This is a genomic window from Leptospira alexanderi serovar Manhao 3 str. L 60, assembly GCF_000243815.2.
In the GTDB taxonomy this organism is placed as follows: Bacteria; Spirochaetota; Leptospiria; order Leptospirales; family Leptospiraceae; genus Leptospira; species Leptospira alexanderi.
Map to the genome: position 1 here is coordinate 23,060 of NZ_AHMT02000044.1, position 19,059 is coordinate 42,118.

At 42.1% G+C, this 19,059-nt stretch carries 16 protein-coding genes; 7 read left to right on the top strand and 9 right to left on the bottom strand.

Going from position 1 to position 19,059, the window contains the following annotated elements:
- The first annotated feature begins 28 nt into the window (after window positions 1-28).
- Window positions 29-3,772, top strand: a complete 3,744-nt coding sequence (gene metH / locus LEP1GSC062_RS13640) for a methionine synthase (RefSeq protein ID WP_010576300.1) — start codon at window positions 29-31, stop codon at window positions 3,770-3,772.
- 49 nt (window positions 3,773-3,821) lie between these two features.
- Window positions 3,822-4,151, top strand: coding sequence for a hypothetical protein (locus LEP1GSC062_RS13645; RefSeq protein WP_010576299.1), 330 nt, complete (start codon window positions 3,822-3,824; stop codon window positions 4,149-4,151).
- 11 nt (window positions 4,152-4,162) lie between these two features.
- Here the strand turns inward: LEP1GSC062_RS13645 and LEP1GSC062_RS13650 are convergent, their stop codons facing one another.
- Entirely contained in the window at window positions 4,163-5,092 is a 930-nt protein-coding gene (locus tag LEP1GSC062_RS13650; RefSeq protein ID WP_010576298.1) for an LIC_20087 family outer membrane protein, read from the bottom strand.
- Window positions 5,093-5,202: 110 nt separating this feature from the next.
- Between LEP1GSC062_RS13650 and LEP1GSC062_RS13655 the strand changes: the two genes are divergently transcribed.
- The gene (locus LEP1GSC062_RS13655; RefSeq protein ID WP_039942171.1) at window positions 5,203-6,504 is read left to right on the top strand and encodes an ATP-dependent 6-phosphofructokinase; all 1,302 of its coding nucleotides are present in this window, start codon (window positions 5,203-5,205) and stop codon (window positions 6,502-6,504) included.
- A 190-nt stretch (window positions 6,505-6,694) separates the two neighbouring features.
- Here the strand turns inward: LEP1GSC062_RS13655 and LEP1GSC062_RS13660 are convergent, their stop codons facing one another.
- Window positions 6,695-8,443: a GAF domain-containing SpoIIE family protein phosphatase gene (locus LEP1GSC062_RS13660; RefSeq protein ID WP_010576296.1), complete on the bottom strand. Its 1,749-nt coding sequence runs from the start codon at window positions 8,441-8,443 to the stop codon at window positions 6,695-6,697.
- A 164-nt stretch (window positions 8,444-8,607) separates the two neighbouring features.
- Window positions 8,608-9,483 (bottom strand): acetylglutamate kinase, encoded by an 876-nt coding sequence (gene argB / locus LEP1GSC062_RS13665; protein WP_020984595.1) that lies wholly within the window; start codon window positions 9,481-9,483, stop codon window positions 8,608-8,610.
- 79 nt (window positions 9,484-9,562) lie between these two features.
- Between argB and LEP1GSC062_RS13670 the strand changes: the two genes are divergently transcribed.
- Complete coding sequence (locus LEP1GSC062_RS13670; protein ID WP_010576294.1) at window positions 9,563-10,318, top strand: SDR family NAD(P)-dependent oxidoreductase; 756 nt, start codon at window positions 9,563-9,565, stop codon at window positions 10,316-10,318.
- 44 nt (window positions 10,319-10,362) lie between these two features.
- On the opposite strand, the gene LEP1GSC062_RS13675 is transcribed toward LEP1GSC062_RS13670, so the two are convergent.
- Window positions 10,363-12,084, bottom strand: a complete 1,722-nt coding sequence (locus LEP1GSC062_RS13675; protein ID WP_020984569.1) for a M61 family metallopeptidase — start codon at window positions 12,082-12,084, stop codon at window positions 10,363-10,365.
- On the bottom strand, window positions 12,085-12,564 hold the full coding sequence (locus tag LEP1GSC062_RS13680; RefSeq protein WP_010576293.1) for a peroxiredoxin: 480 nt from the start codon (window positions 12,562-12,564) through the stop codon (window positions 12,085-12,087).
- Between the two features lie 624 nt (window positions 12,565-13,188).
- Here LEP1GSC062_RS13680 and LEP1GSC062_RS13685 point away from each other — a divergent pair.
- The 3 genes from LEP1GSC062_RS13685 (at window position 13,189) to LEP1GSC062_RS13695 (ending at window position 15,653) form a co-directional block, all read left to right on the top strand.
- Window positions 13,189-13,557, top strand: a complete 369-nt coding sequence (locus tag LEP1GSC062_RS13685) for a SirB2 family protein (RefSeq protein WP_010576292.1) — start codon at window positions 13,189-13,191, stop codon at window positions 13,555-13,557.
- A 170-nt stretch (window positions 13,558-13,727) separates the two neighbouring features.
- Window positions 13,728-14,828 carry an MBL fold metallo-hydrolase gene (locus tag LEP1GSC062_RS13690; RefSeq protein ID WP_020984632.1) on the top strand — a complete coding sequence of 367 codons (1,101 nt, stop codon included), beginning with the start codon at window positions 13,728-13,730 and terminating at the stop codon, window positions 14,826-14,828.
- 18 nt (window positions 14,829-14,846) lie between these two features.
- On the top strand, window positions 14,847-15,653 hold the full coding sequence (locus LEP1GSC062_RS13695) for an SDR family NAD(P)-dependent oxidoreductase (RefSeq protein ID WP_010576290.1): 807 nt from the start codon (window positions 14,847-14,849) through the stop codon (window positions 15,651-15,653).
- Between the two features lie 434 nt (window positions 15,654-16,087).
- On the opposite strand, the gene LEP1GSC062_RS13700 is transcribed toward LEP1GSC062_RS13695, so the two are convergent.
- The 4 genes from LEP1GSC062_RS13700 to LEP1GSC062_RS13715 form a co-directional block, all read right to left on the bottom strand.
- Complete coding sequence (locus tag LEP1GSC062_RS13700) at window positions 16,088-16,987, bottom strand: tyrosine-type recombinase/integrase (protein WP_010576289.1); 900 nt, start codon at window positions 16,985-16,987, stop codon at window positions 16,088-16,090.
- Between the two features lie 115 nt (window positions 16,988-17,102).
- Complete coding sequence (locus LEP1GSC062_RS13705; RefSeq protein WP_010576288.1) at window positions 17,103-17,642, bottom strand: shikimate kinase; 540 nt, start codon at window positions 17,640-17,642, stop codon at window positions 17,103-17,105.
- Complete coding sequence (locus LEP1GSC062_RS13710) at window positions 17,639-18,490, bottom strand: HDOD domain-containing protein (protein WP_010576287.1); 852 nt, start codon at window positions 18,488-18,490, stop codon at window positions 17,639-17,641. The genes LEP1GSC062_RS13705 and LEP1GSC062_RS13710 overlap by 4 nt, the downstream gene beginning before the upstream one ends.
- Window positions 18,491-18,496: 6 nt before the next feature.
- Window positions 18,497-19,003, bottom strand: a complete 507-nt coding sequence (locus LEP1GSC062_RS13715; protein WP_002722220.1) for a chemotaxis protein CheD — start codon at window positions 19,001-19,003, stop codon at window positions 18,497-18,499.
- Window positions 19,004-19,059: the final 56 nt, after the last annotated feature.

A 19,059-nucleotide genomic window follows, 5' to 3' on the forward strand; every position in this document is an offset into this window, starting at 1 on the left:
TTTTTAAAACAATCAAAGAAGCTTGCTCATGACTTATAAAGTTCAGAACTATACGAATCCGAAAGCAAAGGAGCTTCTCTCGCTCCTCAAAAAACAAATCTTAGTCATAGACGGGGCGATGGGAACGATGATCCAACGATTCCCTCTCACCGAAGACGACTTCAGAGGAGAGGTTCTCAAAAACCATCCGCATCCTCTCAAAGGGAACAACGAACTTCTTTGTTTGACAAGACCGGATGTAATCGAAGCGATCCACGTTAAATTTTTGGAAGCGGGTGCCAATATTTTAGAAACGAATACGTTCAGTTCGAATCAGGTTTCTCAAGGCGATTATAAAACGGAGTTTCTCGTCACGGATTTGAACAAGGCCGCGGTTGTATGTGCCCGCAACGCGATTGAAAAGTTTAAAAAGACAAATCCGAACCATCCATGTTTTCTTGCCGGTGCGATCGGGCCTACGACTCGTACTGCGACTCTTTCTCCGGATGTGAACAATCCCGCGTTTCGTGCAGTGACTTTCGACGATTTGGTTGCGACTTTTTACGAACAAGCCCGCGCTCTCGTGGAAGCGGGGGTGGATTTGCTTCTTCCCGAAACGAATATCGATACTTTGAATCTAAAGGCGGCAATCTTTGCCATCGAACAAGTATTCGAGGATCTTCAAGTTCGAATTCCTGTATGTCTTTCCGTGACGATCACAGACGCTTCGGGAAGAACTCTTTCCGGGCAAACCGTGGAGGCGTTCTACAATTCCGTTGTACACTGTAATCCTCTTTCGGTGGGAATCAACTGCGCGCTTGGTGCGGACGAAATGCGTCCTTATATTGAAGAACTTGCGAGAGTTTCTTCCTGTTATATCAGTTGTTATCCGAATGCGGGTTTACCGAACGCGTTCGGAGGTTACGATCAGACTCCGGAAGAATTCGGAACCTATATTCAAGAGTTTGCAAGTTTCGGCTGGTTGAACATCGCGGGCGGATGTTGCGGAACCACCCCCGAACATATCGCCTCTGCTGCAAAAGCGGTCCAAGGAAAAAAACCAAGAGTTCTTCCTCAGATCGAAGAGATCACGAGACTTTCTGGGTTGGAACCGTTGAACGTCACCCCCGATCAAGGATTTTTACTCGTAGGGGAAAGAACCAACGTAACCGGATCTCCTAAATTCAAAAAACTCATCATCGAAGGAAATTTCGAGGAAGCGGTTTCCGTCGCGTTACAACAAGTGGAAGCGGGAGCGAATATCATCGACATCAATTTCGACGAAGCGCTGTTAGATGGCGAAGCTTCGATGAGACATTTTTTGAATCTCATCGCGGGCGAACCGGATATCGCAAAGGTTCCGTTCATGATCGACTCTTCCAAGTGGAGCGTTCTGGAGGAAGGTCTGAAATGTATTCAGGGAAAACCGATCGTAAACTCCATCTCTCTCAAAGAAGGAGAGGAAAAATTCTTAGAACACGCTCGTAAAATTCAAAGATACGGAGCTTCCGCGATCGTGATGGCATTCGACGAACAAGGACAAGCCGCGACCAAGGATGAGAAGGTTCGTATTTGCAAAAGGGCATACGACCTTCTCGTAACGAAGGCGAATTTCAGTCCGACTGACATTATCTTTGATCCTAATATCCTGACCGTGGCGACCGGGATCGAGGAACATAATAACTATGCGGTGGACTTTATAGAAGCTGTTCGTGAAATCAAAAAGCTCTGTCCGGGTGCGAAGGTTTCGGGAGGTTTATCTAACGTATCTTTTTCCTTTAGAGGAAACAATCCCGTGAGAGAGGCGATGCACTCTGTTTTCTTATATCACGCGATACGAGCAGGACTCGACATGGCAATCGTAAACGCAGGAATGCTTGCGGTCTACGAAGAAATTCCGAAAGATCTATTAGAATATGTTGAAGATGTAATTTTAAATAGGAGGCCCGACGCAACCGAACGTCTCGTGGAATTTGCCGAAAGTGTAAAATTCTCCGGAGACAAATCCGAAAAGAAAGAGGAAGCTTGGAGAGAAGGGACTTCGGTCGAGGAAAGGCTTTCGCACGCGCTTGTAAAGGGAATCGTGGAATATATCGATCAAGATACGGAAGAAGCCAGGCTCAAGTACGGACGTCCGTTAACCGTCATCGAAGGTCCTCTCATGGACGGAATGAAGATCGTAGGAGAATTGTTCGGTGCCGGGAAGATGTTTCTTCCTCAGGTGGTAAAAAGTGCTCGGGTCATGAAGAAATCTGTGGCCTATCTTCTTCCTTTTATGGAAGAAGAGAAAAATCAATTGGAGGATGTGGCCGCTCGCCCTAAGTTTTTGATCGCGACCGTAAAAGGAGATGTTCACGATATAGGAAAAAACATCGTAGGAGTCGTTCTTGCGTGTAATAACTACGAAGTGATCGATCTAGGTGTGATGGTTTCTTCCGATAAAATTTTGGAAGAAGCAAAGAAACATAACGTGAATATCATCGGTCTTTCGGGACTCATTACTCCTTCGCTTGATGAGATGGTACACGTGGCTTCCGAGATGAAACGAACCGGTTTCGAAATTCCTCTTTTGATCGGAGGAGCGACCACGAGTTCCGCGCACACTGCGGTAAAAATCGCGCCCGTATATGATCCACCTGTAGTGCATGTAGTGGACGCTTCTCGGGTTGTAAACGTGGTAAATCAACTTTTACATCCGGATTTAAACGAGGCGTATGCTCAAAAGATCAAAGAAGACCAAAAGACGGCCCGGGAGAATTATTTCAATACGAGAGCGGAAAGAAAATTAATTTCTTTGGAACAAGCCAGAGAGAATCGGGAAGAGATCGATTGGACGGCTACGACGATTGATAAACCTTCTTTTACGGGAATTCGGGTTTTTGACGAAGAAATTTCTTTGGAGACGTTGATTCCGTTTATTGATTGGACTCCGTTTTTTACCGCTTGGGAACTCAAAGGAAGATACCCGGCGATTTTAGAAAGTGAGACAACGGGAAAACAAGCCAGAGAACTTTTTGCGGATGCGCAAAAGCTGATGAAGACAATCGTAGACGGAAAACTTTTTAAGACGAAGGGAGTAATTGGAATTTTTCCGGCAAATTCGGTCGGGGATGATATCGAGGTTTACGAAGACGAATCCCGTTCTAAGTTGCTGACGGTGTTTCATACTCTTCGTCAGCAGATTCAAAAAGCAGACGAAACAGAACCTAATTATTGTTTGGCGGACTACGTTGCTCCGAAAGATTCCGGGAAAATCGATTATATCGGCGGATTTGCTGTTACCGCTGGGCACGGTGTGGAAGAATTTGCGAAAGAATTCGAAAGCAATCAGGACGATTATAACTCCATCATGGCCAAGGCCTTAGGAGATCGTTTTGCGGAAGCTTTTGCGGAATACATGCATTACAAGATTCGAAAAGAATATTGGGGTTATGATAAGGATGAAAATCTTTCTCCCGAAGATTTGATCCGTGAAAGATACAGGGGAATTCGTCCTGCGGCGGGTTATCCCGCGTCTCCCGATCATACCGAAAAAAGAATTCTATTCGATCTATTGCAGGCTGAAAAAAATACCGGGATTACACTTACAGAACATTTTGCGATGTGGCCTGCAAGTTCGGTCAGTGGCCTTTACTTTGCGCATCCTAAGTCGAAATATTTCGCGGTCGCAAAGATCAATCGAGATCAAATCGAAGAATACGCAAAACGAAAGGCAATGAGTGTCGAAGAAGTCGAACGTTGGCTGGCTCCGAATCTTGCCTATGATCCTCTTGCGGTTTCGGTGGTTCGATAAAACTTCGAATTTAATTTCGATTCTATTCGTCTTATTAGAGTAGAAAATTATGGAACCGACTATTCCTAATCATTTTTTCGTACACGATCACGGTCCAGTGTATTCTGAGATTCGAAACGCAACCGAAGAATTTTCATTTCATCCTACGTTGATTTCTTGGCTCAAAGGACCTCTTGAACTCAAGGGAAACGAAATTTTAAAACTGACGGAAATTGGTTGTACGGATCATTCTTGTCCTGTGATCGAAACTTGTTTGGAAGTCTTTTATTCAGAACAGGATTCCGAGCCCAAACGCATGATCCGCTTTGGAAGAGCAAAACATTTAATCAACAAGATGGATCTTATTTTCTCTCTCAAAAAACAAGGGATTATAGAATAACGTTTCTCTGTTTATTTGGAGGAAGTTTCTGAAAAACTATATTTAATCCCGAGAATTCCCTGAACATCCTGCATCCATTGGTGTTGTTCTCCCCCAAGTTGGGCTGCAGTCGGAAGAGGAACTCTTACCATCCCTTCTAAACTTAAATTTCTGGAGGAAAAGGAAATTCCGGGGTTCAAATAGTATTCGTACGACTTCATGCCGCGAAAATGATTTCCTGGTTCTCCGCCATAAGCCGAGCCCCTATCCTGGAAACGTTTGATACTGGAAAATTGAAGAAAAAAATTCATCTTAGAACTTTCTCCAATTTCCGGAAACACGGAGTAGTTGAATGCAATCGTAGATCTTGCGGATTCTAAAAATGCAAGTCCTGCTTGGTTGCCGATCATTCTCGCGTTAAAATCCATTTCCAAACCCGCATGACGTTTCATATAAAGAAACATCACTCCGGAATTGCTTCCGTTTTGCAGAGAGTTCGTATTCCAACTCGTCAAACCAAAACCCGGAACCTGATTTCTGGAATCGGTAATCCGATCCATGGTCCTTTTTTCAGAAAAAGCCCCCGATACGAGTTTGCCGTTCCTGGAAGGAACCCGGTCTACGAGAATGGTTTCGGAAATGGGTAAAAATTGAACGCTTTCTTGAGGGACTACGGAAAATAAGAACGGTTGGAACATTCCTGAAAAAGAAAGTCCGGGAGTTTTAATAAAAGTAATCTCGGGAGCTTTTTTTTGGGGAACGGAATCGTTTTCCGGTCCGAGCTTGAGTTCCATCGGATCCTTATAGGGAATTGCAATTACCTGTAGATACTTCTGTCGATTGAGATCGAAATCACGGGAAAGATGGTAAGGTTCGAACGGACTCGGCAAAGGGTCCTCGACCGAAAAAATCGAAACTCCGAATAAAAACAAAAATAGAATGAAGGATCCCCTTTTGTTCATAAAACGTTCCATCTGTAAGACTATGGAAATAGAACAGAACTGTCAGTATAAAATTGCAAAATGAGGTGATTTTTACGGGGATTCTCGAAACTATTTGTGTGAGGCCCGTTATGGAAACACGAATTCAAAATTTTGGCGAATGTTTGATACCTAGTCCCGCGAATTATGAATATTACACTAGTGATTCTTCCAGGTTGATATTCAAAACTGTGTTTCAATCGGAAGAGGACTGGAATTCTTATGTTAAAGGTAATCCCGATTTTTTCGAGCAGGCCGGACCTAGAGAAAAAATATATTTTCCTCCCGAAGAAGTGACCGCCGGAATCGTAACCTGCGGAGGTCTTTGTCCCGGAATCAACGATGTGATTCGAGGGATAGTGATGGAGCTTTACTATCGTTACGGAGTTTCCAGGATTTTAGGTTTTCTGTACGGCTATCAGGGACTTGTAAAAAAATATTCCCACGAACCGATCGAACTCACTCCCGAAAAAGTGGCGCATATTGTGGATGAAGGTGGGTCTATGCTCTCTTCTTCCAGGGGGAATCAATCTCCGGTCGAAATGGTGGATTGTCTCAGCTTTTACGGAGTAAAGATGCTTTTTTGTATCGGAGGAGATGGGACTCTCCGAGGCGCTCGAGAGATCGTGGATGAGATCGCGAGAAGAAAGATAGAAATTTCCGTCATTGGAATTCCGAAGACGATCGACAACGATATCAACTACGTACAAAAAACATTCGGTTTTTCTACTGCGTTTTCCAAAGCGATGGAAGCTGTGGAATGTGCGCATGTGGAAGCGAAAGGAGCGCCGAACGGAATTGGTTTGGTCAAACTGATGGGACGTCATTCCGGATTCATCGCGGTAAACGCGGCTCTTGCCTCTAGAAACGTAAATTACTGCTTGATTCCCGAAGTAAATTTTGACCTCTACGGGAATGGAGCCTTTTTGGACGATCTCAAAAAAAGAATCCAAAAGAAAGGACACGCGGTTATCATCGTGGCGGAAGGAGCCGGGCAGAAATTTTTCGATTCGACGGGAGAAAGAGATTCTTCCGGAAATCTGAAACTGGGGGATATCGGCCTTTTTCTCAGGGATACGATGACTGAATTTTTCAAAAAAGAAAACATTCCAGTGAATATCAAATACATAGATCCGAGTTATACCATTCGATCTATTCCGGCTAACGCGGAGGATTCCGTATTCTGCGGTTTTCTGGCTCAAAACGCGGTTCACGCGGGGATGGCTGGTAAAACTGATATGGTTGTCGGAATGTGGAACAACGTATTTATACATCTTCCGATTTCCGTTGCGATTCAAGAAAGAAAAGTATTACAACCGGACAAAAGTACTCTTTGGAGATCTCTTTTGGCTTCCACGGGTCAACCTGCACATATGTTAGTGGATAGGTTTTAGGGGTCAGCGTATTAGATGTCAGTGGATAGTTATTAGGAATCAGGGGACAACAGTTAGGGTTAAGTGTGGCAATTTCTGTGAAAGTTCCGACAAGAATCCTATTTTTTACTTGCAAAAAGTATGATTTTCTGATAGAGAAAAGTCTCTCAAACTCGGGAGAAACTCAATGCGACGTTTTCTTATGAATCTTTTAAGGAAGACGAACCATAAACAACGTATAATCGTCGTGAGGGTCCGCATCTCCTCGAAAGGCATCGGTCGTATCGATGATAAGTTCCTTTAAGGCCCCAAGAGGCATATCTCCGTTTCGTTCGATGAGTTTGGTGAGATTTTCGAGACCGTACATCTCGTTCGATTCGTTCATCGCCTCGCTGACCCCGTCCGTATAAAGAATTAAAAGATCACCGGAATAATAATCGAGCTCGTGTTCGTCAATCTCTGATTCTTTGATCCCGAGAGGCATTCCTTTGCCGGAAAGGCTGACTACCTTTTTTTCTTTGGCTTTATAGAGAAGTTGTTCGTTGTGACCTGCGCTGGAATAACGAATCTTTCGTTTTGCCATATTGATTCTTGCAAGCATCACTGTGACGAACATAAAGTAACCGGATTTTTCCTGGATGATTCGGTTTGCACTCATCAAACTGATGCTAGTCGAGGAATTTCTGGAAACTTCTCCCGCAATGATCGTTTTGGAAAATTCCATAAAGAGCGCGGCGGCGATTCCCTTTCCGGAAACGTCGGCAATGAGAACGCTGACTTCGTCCGGATTATGATAGATTAGATCGTAAAAGTCGCCGCCAATTTCCTTCGAAGCGATGTAACTCGTTTCCAATTCCAATCCTTGGATCTTCTTAGGAATATTTGGTAAAGAATTTAACTGGATCTGGGAAGCGATCTGCATATCTCTATGGATCGAATTGAGTTTTTCTTTTTGTTCTTTGGAAAGAAGGGAATTGTAAGCCTCCGCTATCTGATTGGAGATTGTACTCAAAACGTTTTGATCTGCATTGTCGAAGCTGTTTCCCGATTTTTTATCCGCAGAATTTAGGATTCCGATGATTTTTCCGTCCTGACGGATCGGAACGGAAATAAAGGATTTGGTTTTATATCTTTCGGGACGAACACAATCTTCTATGATAGATGAGGTGTTTTGGACGAGAATCGGTTTACCGGTTTCGATGACCCTGCGGATTACACCTTCTTTTTCGTTGATAAAATGTTCCTCTTCTTTAAGACTAAAGCCGATACTTTTTTTGAGTTCGTATTTTCCGTTCTTTGGGTTGAAAAAGATTAAGGAAACTCTTTCTGCCCCCATAACTTCCGAAACGGAATTTACGGTGAGATTGAAAAATTGATCCATCTCCGAGATATTTGAGATCGCCTGACTGAGTTGAAACAAACAATCAAGCTCGTTCGCGCGGCTTTTCAAATCTCGAATCAGTCTTCGATTCCGGATTGCGATTGCCGCAAGATCCGAAAGATATTGAAGAACCTTAATGTCTTTGTTTGTAAATTCTTTTCTTTCCAGGGAATTGACCGCTTCCAGTACACCCTGAATTTCCCCTTGAGTGCTCATCGGAACACAGATAAGATTGTAGGTAACAAACCCCACGGTCTCATCGATGTTTCTATAAATTCGCGGATCGTTTTTCGCGTCGTTTACGATTACCGGTTCCAATGTCTCTAAGACCATTCCCGCAATCCCTTTTCCTCTTGGGACTTTCAATTCCGTAAGGGATTCTCCTTTTGTGCCTTTAGCAATGTTGAAAACGAGACAATCTTCGTTCCGGTCATACAAAAGGAGAGAACAACCTTCCGTGTTGAGGACGTCTTTTGTGGTTTCTATGATGATGTTAAGAAGTTCTTCCAGGTTGTCGGTCGAGTTAATTTTCGCCGTAATGTTGGAAATTAAAGATAAGGATAACTGCCTTTCACTCATAAAGGGGTGTTGGGATTTTTTTGTAGAAGGAATTCAATCATTGAACACAGGAAAGTTTTCCTTGTCAAGGAGTTTCAACGAATCGAAAACTTCGGGAAAAACGAGACAAATTGGCGTTAATCGAACACTTGAATATATCCTCTTCGAAAAAGGAATCGTCTCAATCATGATTCGATCAAAGAACCGATGCCTTGGTTCGTGAAAATTTCAATCAAGATGGAATGGGAAACTCTTCCGTCAATGATATGGGTTCTATTCACTCCTTGGTCGATCGCTGCCAGACAACATTCTACCTTAGGAATCATTCCGCCTGAAATTTCTCCCTTTCGAATGTATTCCTTCACTTTACCTCGGTTGAGGCCGGTCGCTAGTTTTCCGTCGATCAAAATTCCTTCCGTGTCGGTAAGAAGAATCAATTTTTCCGCTTTGAGCGCGCCCGCGATTTCACCGGCGAAAGTATCCGCGTTGATGTTTAGGCTGTCTCCTTCCACACTTTCCGCTACTGGGGAGATGACCGGAATGAATCCTTCCTTTTGGAGGTTATAAAGAATTTCTGGATTTATGGATTCGATTCTTCCCACAAGCCCCACATCGAAGAGCTGTTTTTCCTTTCCCTCCAATTCGATTTCTATCGGAGCTTTGACTGCTTTTGCGAGATTACCGTCCTTGCCGGAAATTCCGACAGCCTTTCCTCCTTGAGAATTGATCATAGAAACGATTTGTTTGTTTACCTTACCGGTAAGAACCATTTCCACAACTTCCATCGTCCGAGTGTCGGTAATTCTATGTCCGTGAACGAATTCGGTTGGAATTTTCAAACTATCCAAAAGGCGGTTGATTTCAGGTCCTCCACCGTGAACGATTACGGGATGGATGCCTACATACTTTAAAAGAACGATGTCTTTGGCAAAAGATTCTTTGAGATCGGCCTTAGCCATCGCGGCTCCGCCGTATTTGATCACGACCGTCTTGCCTGAATATTTTGTAATATAAGGAAGGGCTTCTAGGATATGATTGACTCTTTCCAAAAGTTTTTCCATGAGAAACAAAAGAATCCTTGTGTCTTCCTCTGTCATCTAGAAATAGAGAATAATAAGTTGCCTGCTATGAGGTTATAGATTGTCTTCGAAAAATCAAGAAACGAACAAAAAAAGGAATGTGATTCTTACCGGAGGAAGTGGAGGTTTGGGAAGAGCCATCGTTGAATCTCTTGTATTCGAGGGTTATTCCGTGACCAATTTGGATATTCAGGCTCCGAAGGAAATTTTGTCGGGAGAACTTTTCCTGAATACGGATCTTACGAAAGACGAAGAACTTATTTCCTCGCTCTGCGAATGGGAAAATACGATTTCTACCCAAAAACAAATTCCGTACGGTTTTGTTCACTGTGCCGGATACGGAGGGCCTTATCATAAAATCACCCAAGTCAGTCTGGAAGAATGGGATCGTATTTATTCGATAAATATCCGTTCCTCTTTTCAGATTGCGAAGTTTCTTTTGCCTATATTCAAAAATTTGCAATTAGGAAGATTGGTATTTATCGCCTCTTCTTTATCGCTGATCGGTTCCGCAAATTCGGTCGCGTATTCCTCGTCGAAACACGCTTTGATCGGCTTTGTAAAATCTCTTGCGGATGAATGGGGTCCTTTCGGAATTACTACGAATGCGGTCAGTCCGGGTTATATGGAAACGTCGATGGGAATTCGGGAAGATCAAGTTTCCGATCATAGACAAAAAATCATTAAAATGACCCCGTCTGGAAAAATCGCGTGCCCTTGCGAAATCGCAAGGGTCGTATCTTTTATGTTAAACGAAAACTCTTCCTATATCAACGGCGCAAACTGGGCCGTTGATGGCGGAATCACTGCGGTTTGAAAAATTTGAAATTTAGAATATTTTCATATGAATCGCACGTTATGTTACTTTATTCCGAAAAAAAGATTACGTAACTTTCTTTGATTCTCGGATATGTGTTCTTCCAATTTAAATTGGCTCGTTTGAAATCGTTTGGAAAGTTTTATTTTCCTTTTGAGGATTTTCCCTTTTCTTGCGATCAAAAGTTCTACCTTTTCGCCCGCCCTAAATTGTTTCAAAAGATTCTTTCGATTTCCGGAATGAATCCGTGACCCGTTCAATGCGATCCACTCGTCTCCTTGACTCAGGTCCACGGAAGGATCTAAGAATTTCCAATCGATCTTATGGATGACGAGATTTCCTTTTTCTTCCCTGGTTCCAAAGCCGAGTTCCGCTTCCGGATTCGAATCGGATCGTTTAACACCGATTTTGTGAAAGTATTTTTCAATTGGAATCGGAATCGGTTTGTCAAGATAATCGCCGAATTCCAATTTTAGATCGATTCCGGTACTTTTTTTTGCCGCTTCAAAGAACTCGATTTTTGTAAAACCCCGATTTTTTCCTAAATGGAAGGTTTGATAAACCTCATTCATCACATCTAGAAGAGAATGATTTCCTGAAGATTCGGACAAAAGGTGAAGGTTCATGGCCAGAGCCAAGATACTTCCTTTGACGTAGTAGGAAATTCCCGTATTATTTGCGTTCGGATCGTTCGGGCGGTTGTAGAATTTGGTCCAAGCCGTAAACGAAGAATCTTCAAGACTCATCCAAGATTCGCCTTCCGATTTTTCCAAACTCAGTAAATCTTCCATTACTTTCGCAAGATACGACTCCGAGTTGAGATGTTTGGTTTTGACTAAAAAATATGCGTCGTAAAAAGAAGTGATTCCTTCCGCTATCCATAATTCTCTTGTTAAACTCGGCTTTTGATAATCGAAAGGGCCTAATGCGATCGGACGGATGCGCTTTACGTTCCAGAGATGAAAATACTCGTGGGATAAAAGTTCCAAAAGTTTTAGATATCCATCTTTTGAAATCGCCTTTAAGGGATCGTACATATTTACGGAGGAATTGAAATGTTCCAAACCCCCGTAAGCCCCTTCGGATAAAATCAGAATAAATAGATAACGGTTATTTGGCGAGCCGCCGAAAGAGCGGATTTGTTCTTCCGTAATCTTTTGTAAATCCGGAATCAGAGTTTTCTGAACAGATTTGGATAATTCTCCTTCGAGTACGATTTCGTGAACACATTCTCCCGCACGAAACGGAATGGCCGCGCGGTTGGATAAAAGAATGGGGGCATCCAAGAACTCGTCCAGATTTTTGGAAAAACGTTTTTTCCCTTTGCCATCTAAACCCGAGTGACAGAATTCAAAGGGAAGAGAATTCGAAATCTCTAATGTGATTTCGGAAATTTTTTCGTCTTTCGGGTATAAGAACAAGGCGGGCGGGTGCAAAAGGCAAAACTCGGTTGTAAAATAATTGGAACGAACCGAATAATCGTAACCATAGACCACATAACGTATGCGAAACGGTATCCCTTCACAGCGAACGCTCCAGGAATCGAGACCAATTTGCGAAACTTCCGGACGTTTCCTATTTTTCCCTAAAGCGAAGACTTCGAGTTTATGAATATGTCTGGAATAATCCCGAACCATATAGGATCCGGGAGACCAAACGGGAAGGGAAAGGATTATTTCTTTTCGGGGGGATATTATCTCCAAGTCCACTTGAAGATAATGTCCCGTAAGTTGATATTCTTGAATAGAAAAGTGAAGTTTAGACAATCATGTACCACTGACTTTGGAAATCTCTTGGAGAGTTTCTTCCACCGTAGTCGTCGGGTCAACTTTTCTCCAAACCTTTTGAATTTTTCCATTCGGAGAAATTAAAAAAGAGTCCCTGGAAAGTCCTTTGAAAACCTTACCTTTCCATTCCTGATCACCATAAACTCCCAACGCTTCGCTGAGTTTGTGATCCGGATCGGACAAAAGAGGAAAGTTCAAAGAATATTTTTGGATGAAGTTTCCGTGAGAATCCAAATTATCCAAACTCACTCCGTAAACTTTCGCTCCGATTTTTTTGAACTCTCCTATATTGTCCCGGTAACTACAGGCTTGTTTGGTGCAGCCCGGAGTATCGTCTTTAGGATAAAAATAGAGAAGAGTCCAAGAACCAGCGATATCTTCCGGGAGTTTGACGTTTTTACCTTCCGTACTTTCCAAACTGATCGTGGGCAGATTTATTCCTAACATTGAATCCGACATTCAAATTTCCTCCGGGAGTAAGAATACCGAATTCAAATGATATGCAACCGCTTTTCAAAATAGCAGGAAAGATTTAAAGACGGTTTACTTACAATTTTTAGATCGGGTTCAACACTTTCTGAAAAGGTAAACGACTCCCTGAACTCAGGCGCAGAGCTTTCCTGAACTCAGCAAACACCTTCCTATGGGTCGTCGTCGCAGCTCGCGAATTTCATAGATAAAATAGCTCGCGACCGCGCTTTAACTCAATGTTGCTGCCTACGATCGCAACATAATGCTCCAATTCCTTCGGAATTTAACTCAATGTTTCTCCCTACGGGTCGAAACATATAATCGCTTTCGCATTTTGTTATATCGAACTCACGCTAATCAGGGCAGACTTTGAAGTCCGGTTTCAAGCGTTTTTTTTAGTAAAGTAGTTGTCGGAACAAAGATTATGAATGCTGAATTCTAGGGTCTTACGACAGGTTCTGACCATAAACAATCGTTGCCAAAGTCTGTTCTTCCTTAAAGATTGGATTCCGTGATGCGGCGCTTAAGGGATTTCGACTGTTGTCGAAATATTTGTGATTGTCTTTAAAAATCTTTTTAACTATCAATTTGAAATGAGGAAAAAACTGGCCTATGATATCTTATACAGTCTATAAAATGATTCATATTTTTGGAATTCTTCTATTGTTTACCGCGCTTGGAGGGGTTACGCTTCATGTTCTGAATGGGGGTACGAAAGAATTTTCCAATCGCAGAATCGTAGCGATTACACATGGAATTGGTCTCTTTTTAATTTTGTTAGGCGGATTCGGAATGCTGGCAAGACTTGGAGTTATCTGGTCTTGGCCGGGTTGGGTGATTGCAAAATTTGCGATCTGGCTGGCATATGGCGGACTTTTGACAGTGGTTTATAAAAAACCGTCCTTGGGAAAAATGTTTTGGTTCGGATTCCCTCTTCTTGGCCTTCTTGTAGTGTATGTCGCAATATACAAACCGTTTTGATTTCCATTTATTTTTGAAAATGAAACTAGGAAATATAATAGAGTTGTTGAAAAATTCCATGATTCAGATTAACAAAACTGCTTCAAACGTCCATTTCAATAGGGCAGAAACGGATAGAGAATTAATTTTTCAACAACTCTAATCTAAAGCATTCAAGGGGATTAAGAAATATGGCAAAAAAAACATCCACGGCAAAAGGGATTTCCAAGACGAAGAAGGATTCTTCGATTCGATCCATCAACGATTTTTTAGGTTCTAGAGATCTGCCTCATCCGGTAGATCGTCTGGAGGACGTTCGAAGAAGGGCTCGCAAATTTCGGGAGAAGATGCTCTCCGGTCCTCAAGTGATTTTTTACAGGTCTTACGATTTAATCAGGGTTCCTTATCCTACACGTTATGCGCTTTTAAATGCTTATAGTCTTCCAACTCCGTACATGCACATTCTCAATCGATTATTCATCATCCAATATAAAACTTCGGATGGAATCAAAACACTTTTATTTTCTCCTTCCGATTTGGATGGAAATACGGAGACTCCTTTTTTCAAAAGACTTTCCGAATCTTTCGGACCGTTTCAATCCATCGGAAGAAAGATCATCGCACCGATTTTAAACACAGTGGAAGAGTGTCTGAAAGACGCGGGGATTTCTCCCGAAAAAGTCGATTATATTTCTTATGATCACCTTCATACACAGGATATCCGTAAGTGGTTGGGGGCGAATGGAGAAAAAGGCTACTTTCCGAACGCAAAACTTTTGGTAATGAGACAAGAATGGGATTCGGTTCAGGGACTTCTTCCTCCTCAAGCCGATTGGTATTGTCCGAATGGAACCGGAGGAGTTGCAAGTGATCGGATTCTGATCTTGGATGGAGATGTCTCGTTGGGTTCGGGAGTTGCTTTGATACGTACTCCGGGGCATACCGCCGGAAACCATTCTCTTGTGGCCCATACTCCCGAGGGGATTTTTGTTTCGAGTGAGAACGGGGTTAGTGCGGATAGTTATTCTCCGTTAAAGTCCCGGATCCCGGGAGTGAAAAAATACGCAAAGGCGACCGGTATGGAAGTCATCTTAAACGGAAACACACTTGAGAGCGGGTTGGAACAATATATTTCCATGGTTCAGGAAAAAGAAATGGCGGGAATTTCTTCCAGAAATTCGGACTTTTACAACGTTATGCCTTCTTCAGAGATGACAAGTTACTGGTTGTTTCCAGGAACGGCCCCTACCTTTAGTTTCGGAAGATTATCTTTCGGTTCCCCGGTGCTCTAATCTAAGGGAAATCAAAAGATGATTTTATTCATCACAGGTTGTGCGGGTGGTCTTGGAAAAAAATTAGCGGAAGAAGCTTTTGCCGCCGGGCATTCGATTTTAATCACGGACATCAACGAGAAGGAACTCAAAAAATTCGCGATTCATTGGAAAAATGAAAAAAATCGGGTGCTTGTTTCCAAACTCGACGTAACTTCTCCTGGCGATTGGAAAAAAGTAATGGATCTTGCGATTAAAAAATGGGGTAAGATCGATGCGCTTCTCAATGTTGCAGGTTATTTGTTGCCCGGTTATATTTATGAAGTCCCTGCGAATCACATTGATCGGCATATCGATATCAATACAAAGGGAGTTATGTACGGAACGAGGGAGGCCGCAACCAGAATGGTAGCGGCAGGAGCGGGGCATATCGTAAATATTGCTTCCTTGGCGGGAGTCGCTCCGATTTCTGGAATTTCTTTGTATTCCACCTCTAAGTTTGCGGTGAGAGGTTTTTCCCTTGCGATCGCTCAAGAATTGAGAGAAAAGAATGTTTATGTTACGGTTGTTTGTCCTGATGCAATCAAAACTCCGATGCTGGATTTGCAGAAGGATTATAAACAGGCCTCGATGACTTTTTCCGGGGGTAGGATTTTAACGGTGGAAGAAGTTTCTAAAATCATTCTTGGTAAGGTTCTTACCAAAAGGCCGCTTGAAGTTTTGATCCCTGGTAGTCGCGGTATTCTTGCAAAGATTGGGAACGCATTTCCTGCAACCGCCGCAATCTTGGGCCCGATTCTCCGGAAAAAAGGCCTAAAAAAACAATTCGTTTATACCAAAGGCTAAGAGAAAATTTTCTCCTGATTTTCTCCTGATTTTTTCTATGTTCGGATTTTAATTTTCGTTTGTTTGTTTTTAGAACTGATTCCCCAAGTCTTAGAATTGTAAGAACTCCTACACGGTGAACGATGAAAAGACGGTTTAAAAATCTATAAATTTCCCAAAGAGAGATCTTGGTGCGGGGACTGCTACATTTTGTTATTGGCGACTTAGAACCCGTCTCAAAACATCAAAATGTAGGAACTACTACAATCTTAAACGACAAGAAAACCGGCAATACGATGTAAACTGTGAGAACTCCCACGTTTTTTAGAAATTTGCCGGATCCTTTAGAGATGTCTTTTTAAGATTTTGAGACGACCGCTTAGCAATCGAGGTTTCTTTTTGGGTTTCAGGACAAGCTTTTAGATACACATCGACTTTTAAGATGGATTTAGAGCTTAACTGGTCCTAAACTTTTTGCGGATGTTTTTAAGGGCATCCTGTCTTGATTTTTCTCTGACTGACGATCTTAGATTTCTTTTCACCGGTAAATAAGATTCGGTACTTGCTAGAGTTTTGTGTCCTAGGAAATCCTTCACGTGATTCAAGGACGAACCGTCGGCGATCAAATGCAAAGCTCTGCTATGTCTGAGAGTAAAAACGGTTACTGGGCTTGAAATCCCGGAGTTTCTGCCTATTTCGGAAATGATCCTTTCCACATTTCTAGATGTCGTATGAGATCCTGAACTTTTTCCCGGAAACAGATATGCGCTCGAAGAAGAGATGACTTCTCTTTCATACTTCTTAATCAGAGTCCCTAATTCCGCAGGGATTTCCACGGTTCTACTAGATTGGGAAAGAATCGGAACTTTGATGTGAATCGATTTCCTTTTTGTATCCAAATGAGCCCATCTGAGGGTAATCAATTCACCGACGCGAAGGCCTCCGAAATACACCAGACCGCACATCAACTCGTGTTTCGCGTTAGATGACGCAGTTTTTAAAATACTCTGCATTTCCTTATAAGTGATCGCATTCGGATTGTTATATTCCCGTACGGGTCTTTGAAAATCCTGAAATAGATTCATTTTCATTACGTCTTCGAAAAACATTTTCAAAGAACTTACGTTGATCTGAATGGTAGAAGAAGATACTTTTCTCTTCCTTAAATGATCCATATAACGGTTCAAATCTTTTACAGTGATCTTTTCTGCGGGTTTGTCCGTAAAATGGAGAAAATCTAAGTTATATTTCATGTAAGTATAAGCTGTAGCTTTTTTATAATTTCTCTGGCGGATAATCTTTATTAGTCTTTCAATCGAGTGTTTGTTCTTTTTTGGAACGTCCAATTCTGCCATCTTTCTTCCCTGCTAATTTAGTAATGAGACTCATTAGTTGCTTTTATATGATTTTCATATTCCTTTTCTAAAAGCTTTGGAAAAAGAGAACCAAATATCGCCAAAATGTGTCAATTCAATATTCGATTTTGTGCAGAATTCTAGAACAAACTTCTTCTACCTTCAAATCATCTATTTCAAGATAATAATCTGAAACACTTCGATAATGGGGCAATCGGTTCTCTAATATGTTCCGATAGGAGTTAATTGCACTGAGTGGGGGGCGAGTAGGGTCGTTTTGAATCTTTTCCACTAAAGCTTCTGTGGGCTTAGAAAGGCCAAAAACGAGCGCAATGGATTTTAAAAGGTCAATTTTGCGATTACTAGGGACCTCTTTTCCTTTGGTATCCAAATCAAATAAAATACCACCTCCACAATCTAAGATAATTCCCCGGGAAGTTTTGAGTTTTACTAAGATTTGGAACTCTAAATTTCGAAAAGTTCTCCAATCTCCTTCATTTTCTTGAATGAATTCCGGAATGGAAATCCCTCCCATCTCGTAAACCGCGATCATGTCCGTAGATATTACGGGCATTCCTGTTATTTTAGAAAGTTTGCGAGAAATTTTAGATTTTCCGACCCCTCTTGGACCGATCAGAGCAAAATTTTTTCTCAAGCCTGAATCAACTCGCGGATGTGTTTCTGTATTTCCGGAAGAACCGTATAGTACATTTGTGCGTCAGAGTCGGTGATTCCTATAGTTTGCAAAGCCTTATTGGAAATCGGGGTGGATAAGCCCGCGATGTCAATTCCCACTCCCGCCGCTATGGAAATCGAATGAGCTACATGAACCACGGATACTAATTCCTGAAATTCTTTTTCATTTTCGGGTTGGCTGTAGTTCCGTGATACGTGAATCAATTCTTTTGGAAAATTCCATTTTTCTAATAATTTCTCACTTACTTCTTCGTGGGAATATCCGAAATGTTTTCTTTCTAATTCTTCGAACGAAACGGAATGAGTTTTTAATTCTTCCCTAAGATTGGCGATCACGGCGGGAAAAAAGTCGGCAAGAATCACTTTGCCTATATTATGTAAAAGACCGCCGGTAAACGCGAGATCCAATCCGATTTTGAGTTTTTTCTGTTCACAAATTCTTTTGGAAAGTTCCGCTACCGTGAGAGAATGAATCCAGTTGTCTTCCGCTTCTACCTGATAACCTTTCAGATCTTTTTTAAGAATTCCTCTCGCTGCGGTTAGTAGAATGATATCTTTTACCGTTTTGATCCCTAAAGTCATCAGAGATTCTTGTACGGTTTTGATTGGTTTTGCCGCTCGATAATAGGCCGAATTGGAAAGTTTAATCACATCGGCTGTCAAACCCGGATCGTGTGAAATTTCTTTTGCTAGATCCGGAATCGATACATCTTGCTTTTGCACCATTTGCATTACTTTCGTAACTACGGACGAAATTCTAGGAAGTTGAGCGTCGTTTAAAAAAAGTTGGTCTATTTTTTCTTTCATCTTTTCTTACCTGACCTTGTAGAGATACTTTTCAAACCCGCCTTTTTTTAAAAGAACCCGGCCGTCGTCCAAATACAAGCTGATAGTTCTACCGTCGTTCCCTCCGACATCCTCTAAGATTAAAGGAATTTTACTTTGTTCCAAAATAGTTCTGGCGATAAGGATGTTCTGTTCTCCGATGTTTTGTAAAAAACTGGATTGAACTCCTTTGAACATGGAGGCACCTCCGAAAAGTCTTACCGAATATTCTCCATGGTTACAGCCCATTTCGCTCATTTTTTTGATCAAGAGAGGAATTGCAGTCTCTGCGTATTTGAAAGGATTCTTTTGTGAATCTTTTCCGCTTGGGTCTTTGGAAAGCATAAAGTGAGCCATTGCTCCTATCTTTTTGTCGGGAGCGTAAAATACCACTCCGATGCAGGAACCCAAAGTGGTTCTCAAAATTTCGGGAGACTGTGCTCCCTGCATATCGGCGATTCCTACGTTGACTACTTTTGATCCTTTTGTCAGCATTTGTATCCCGTTATCCCGGTGTTCATTTTAGTTATAAAAGTGTAACAAGACTTTAT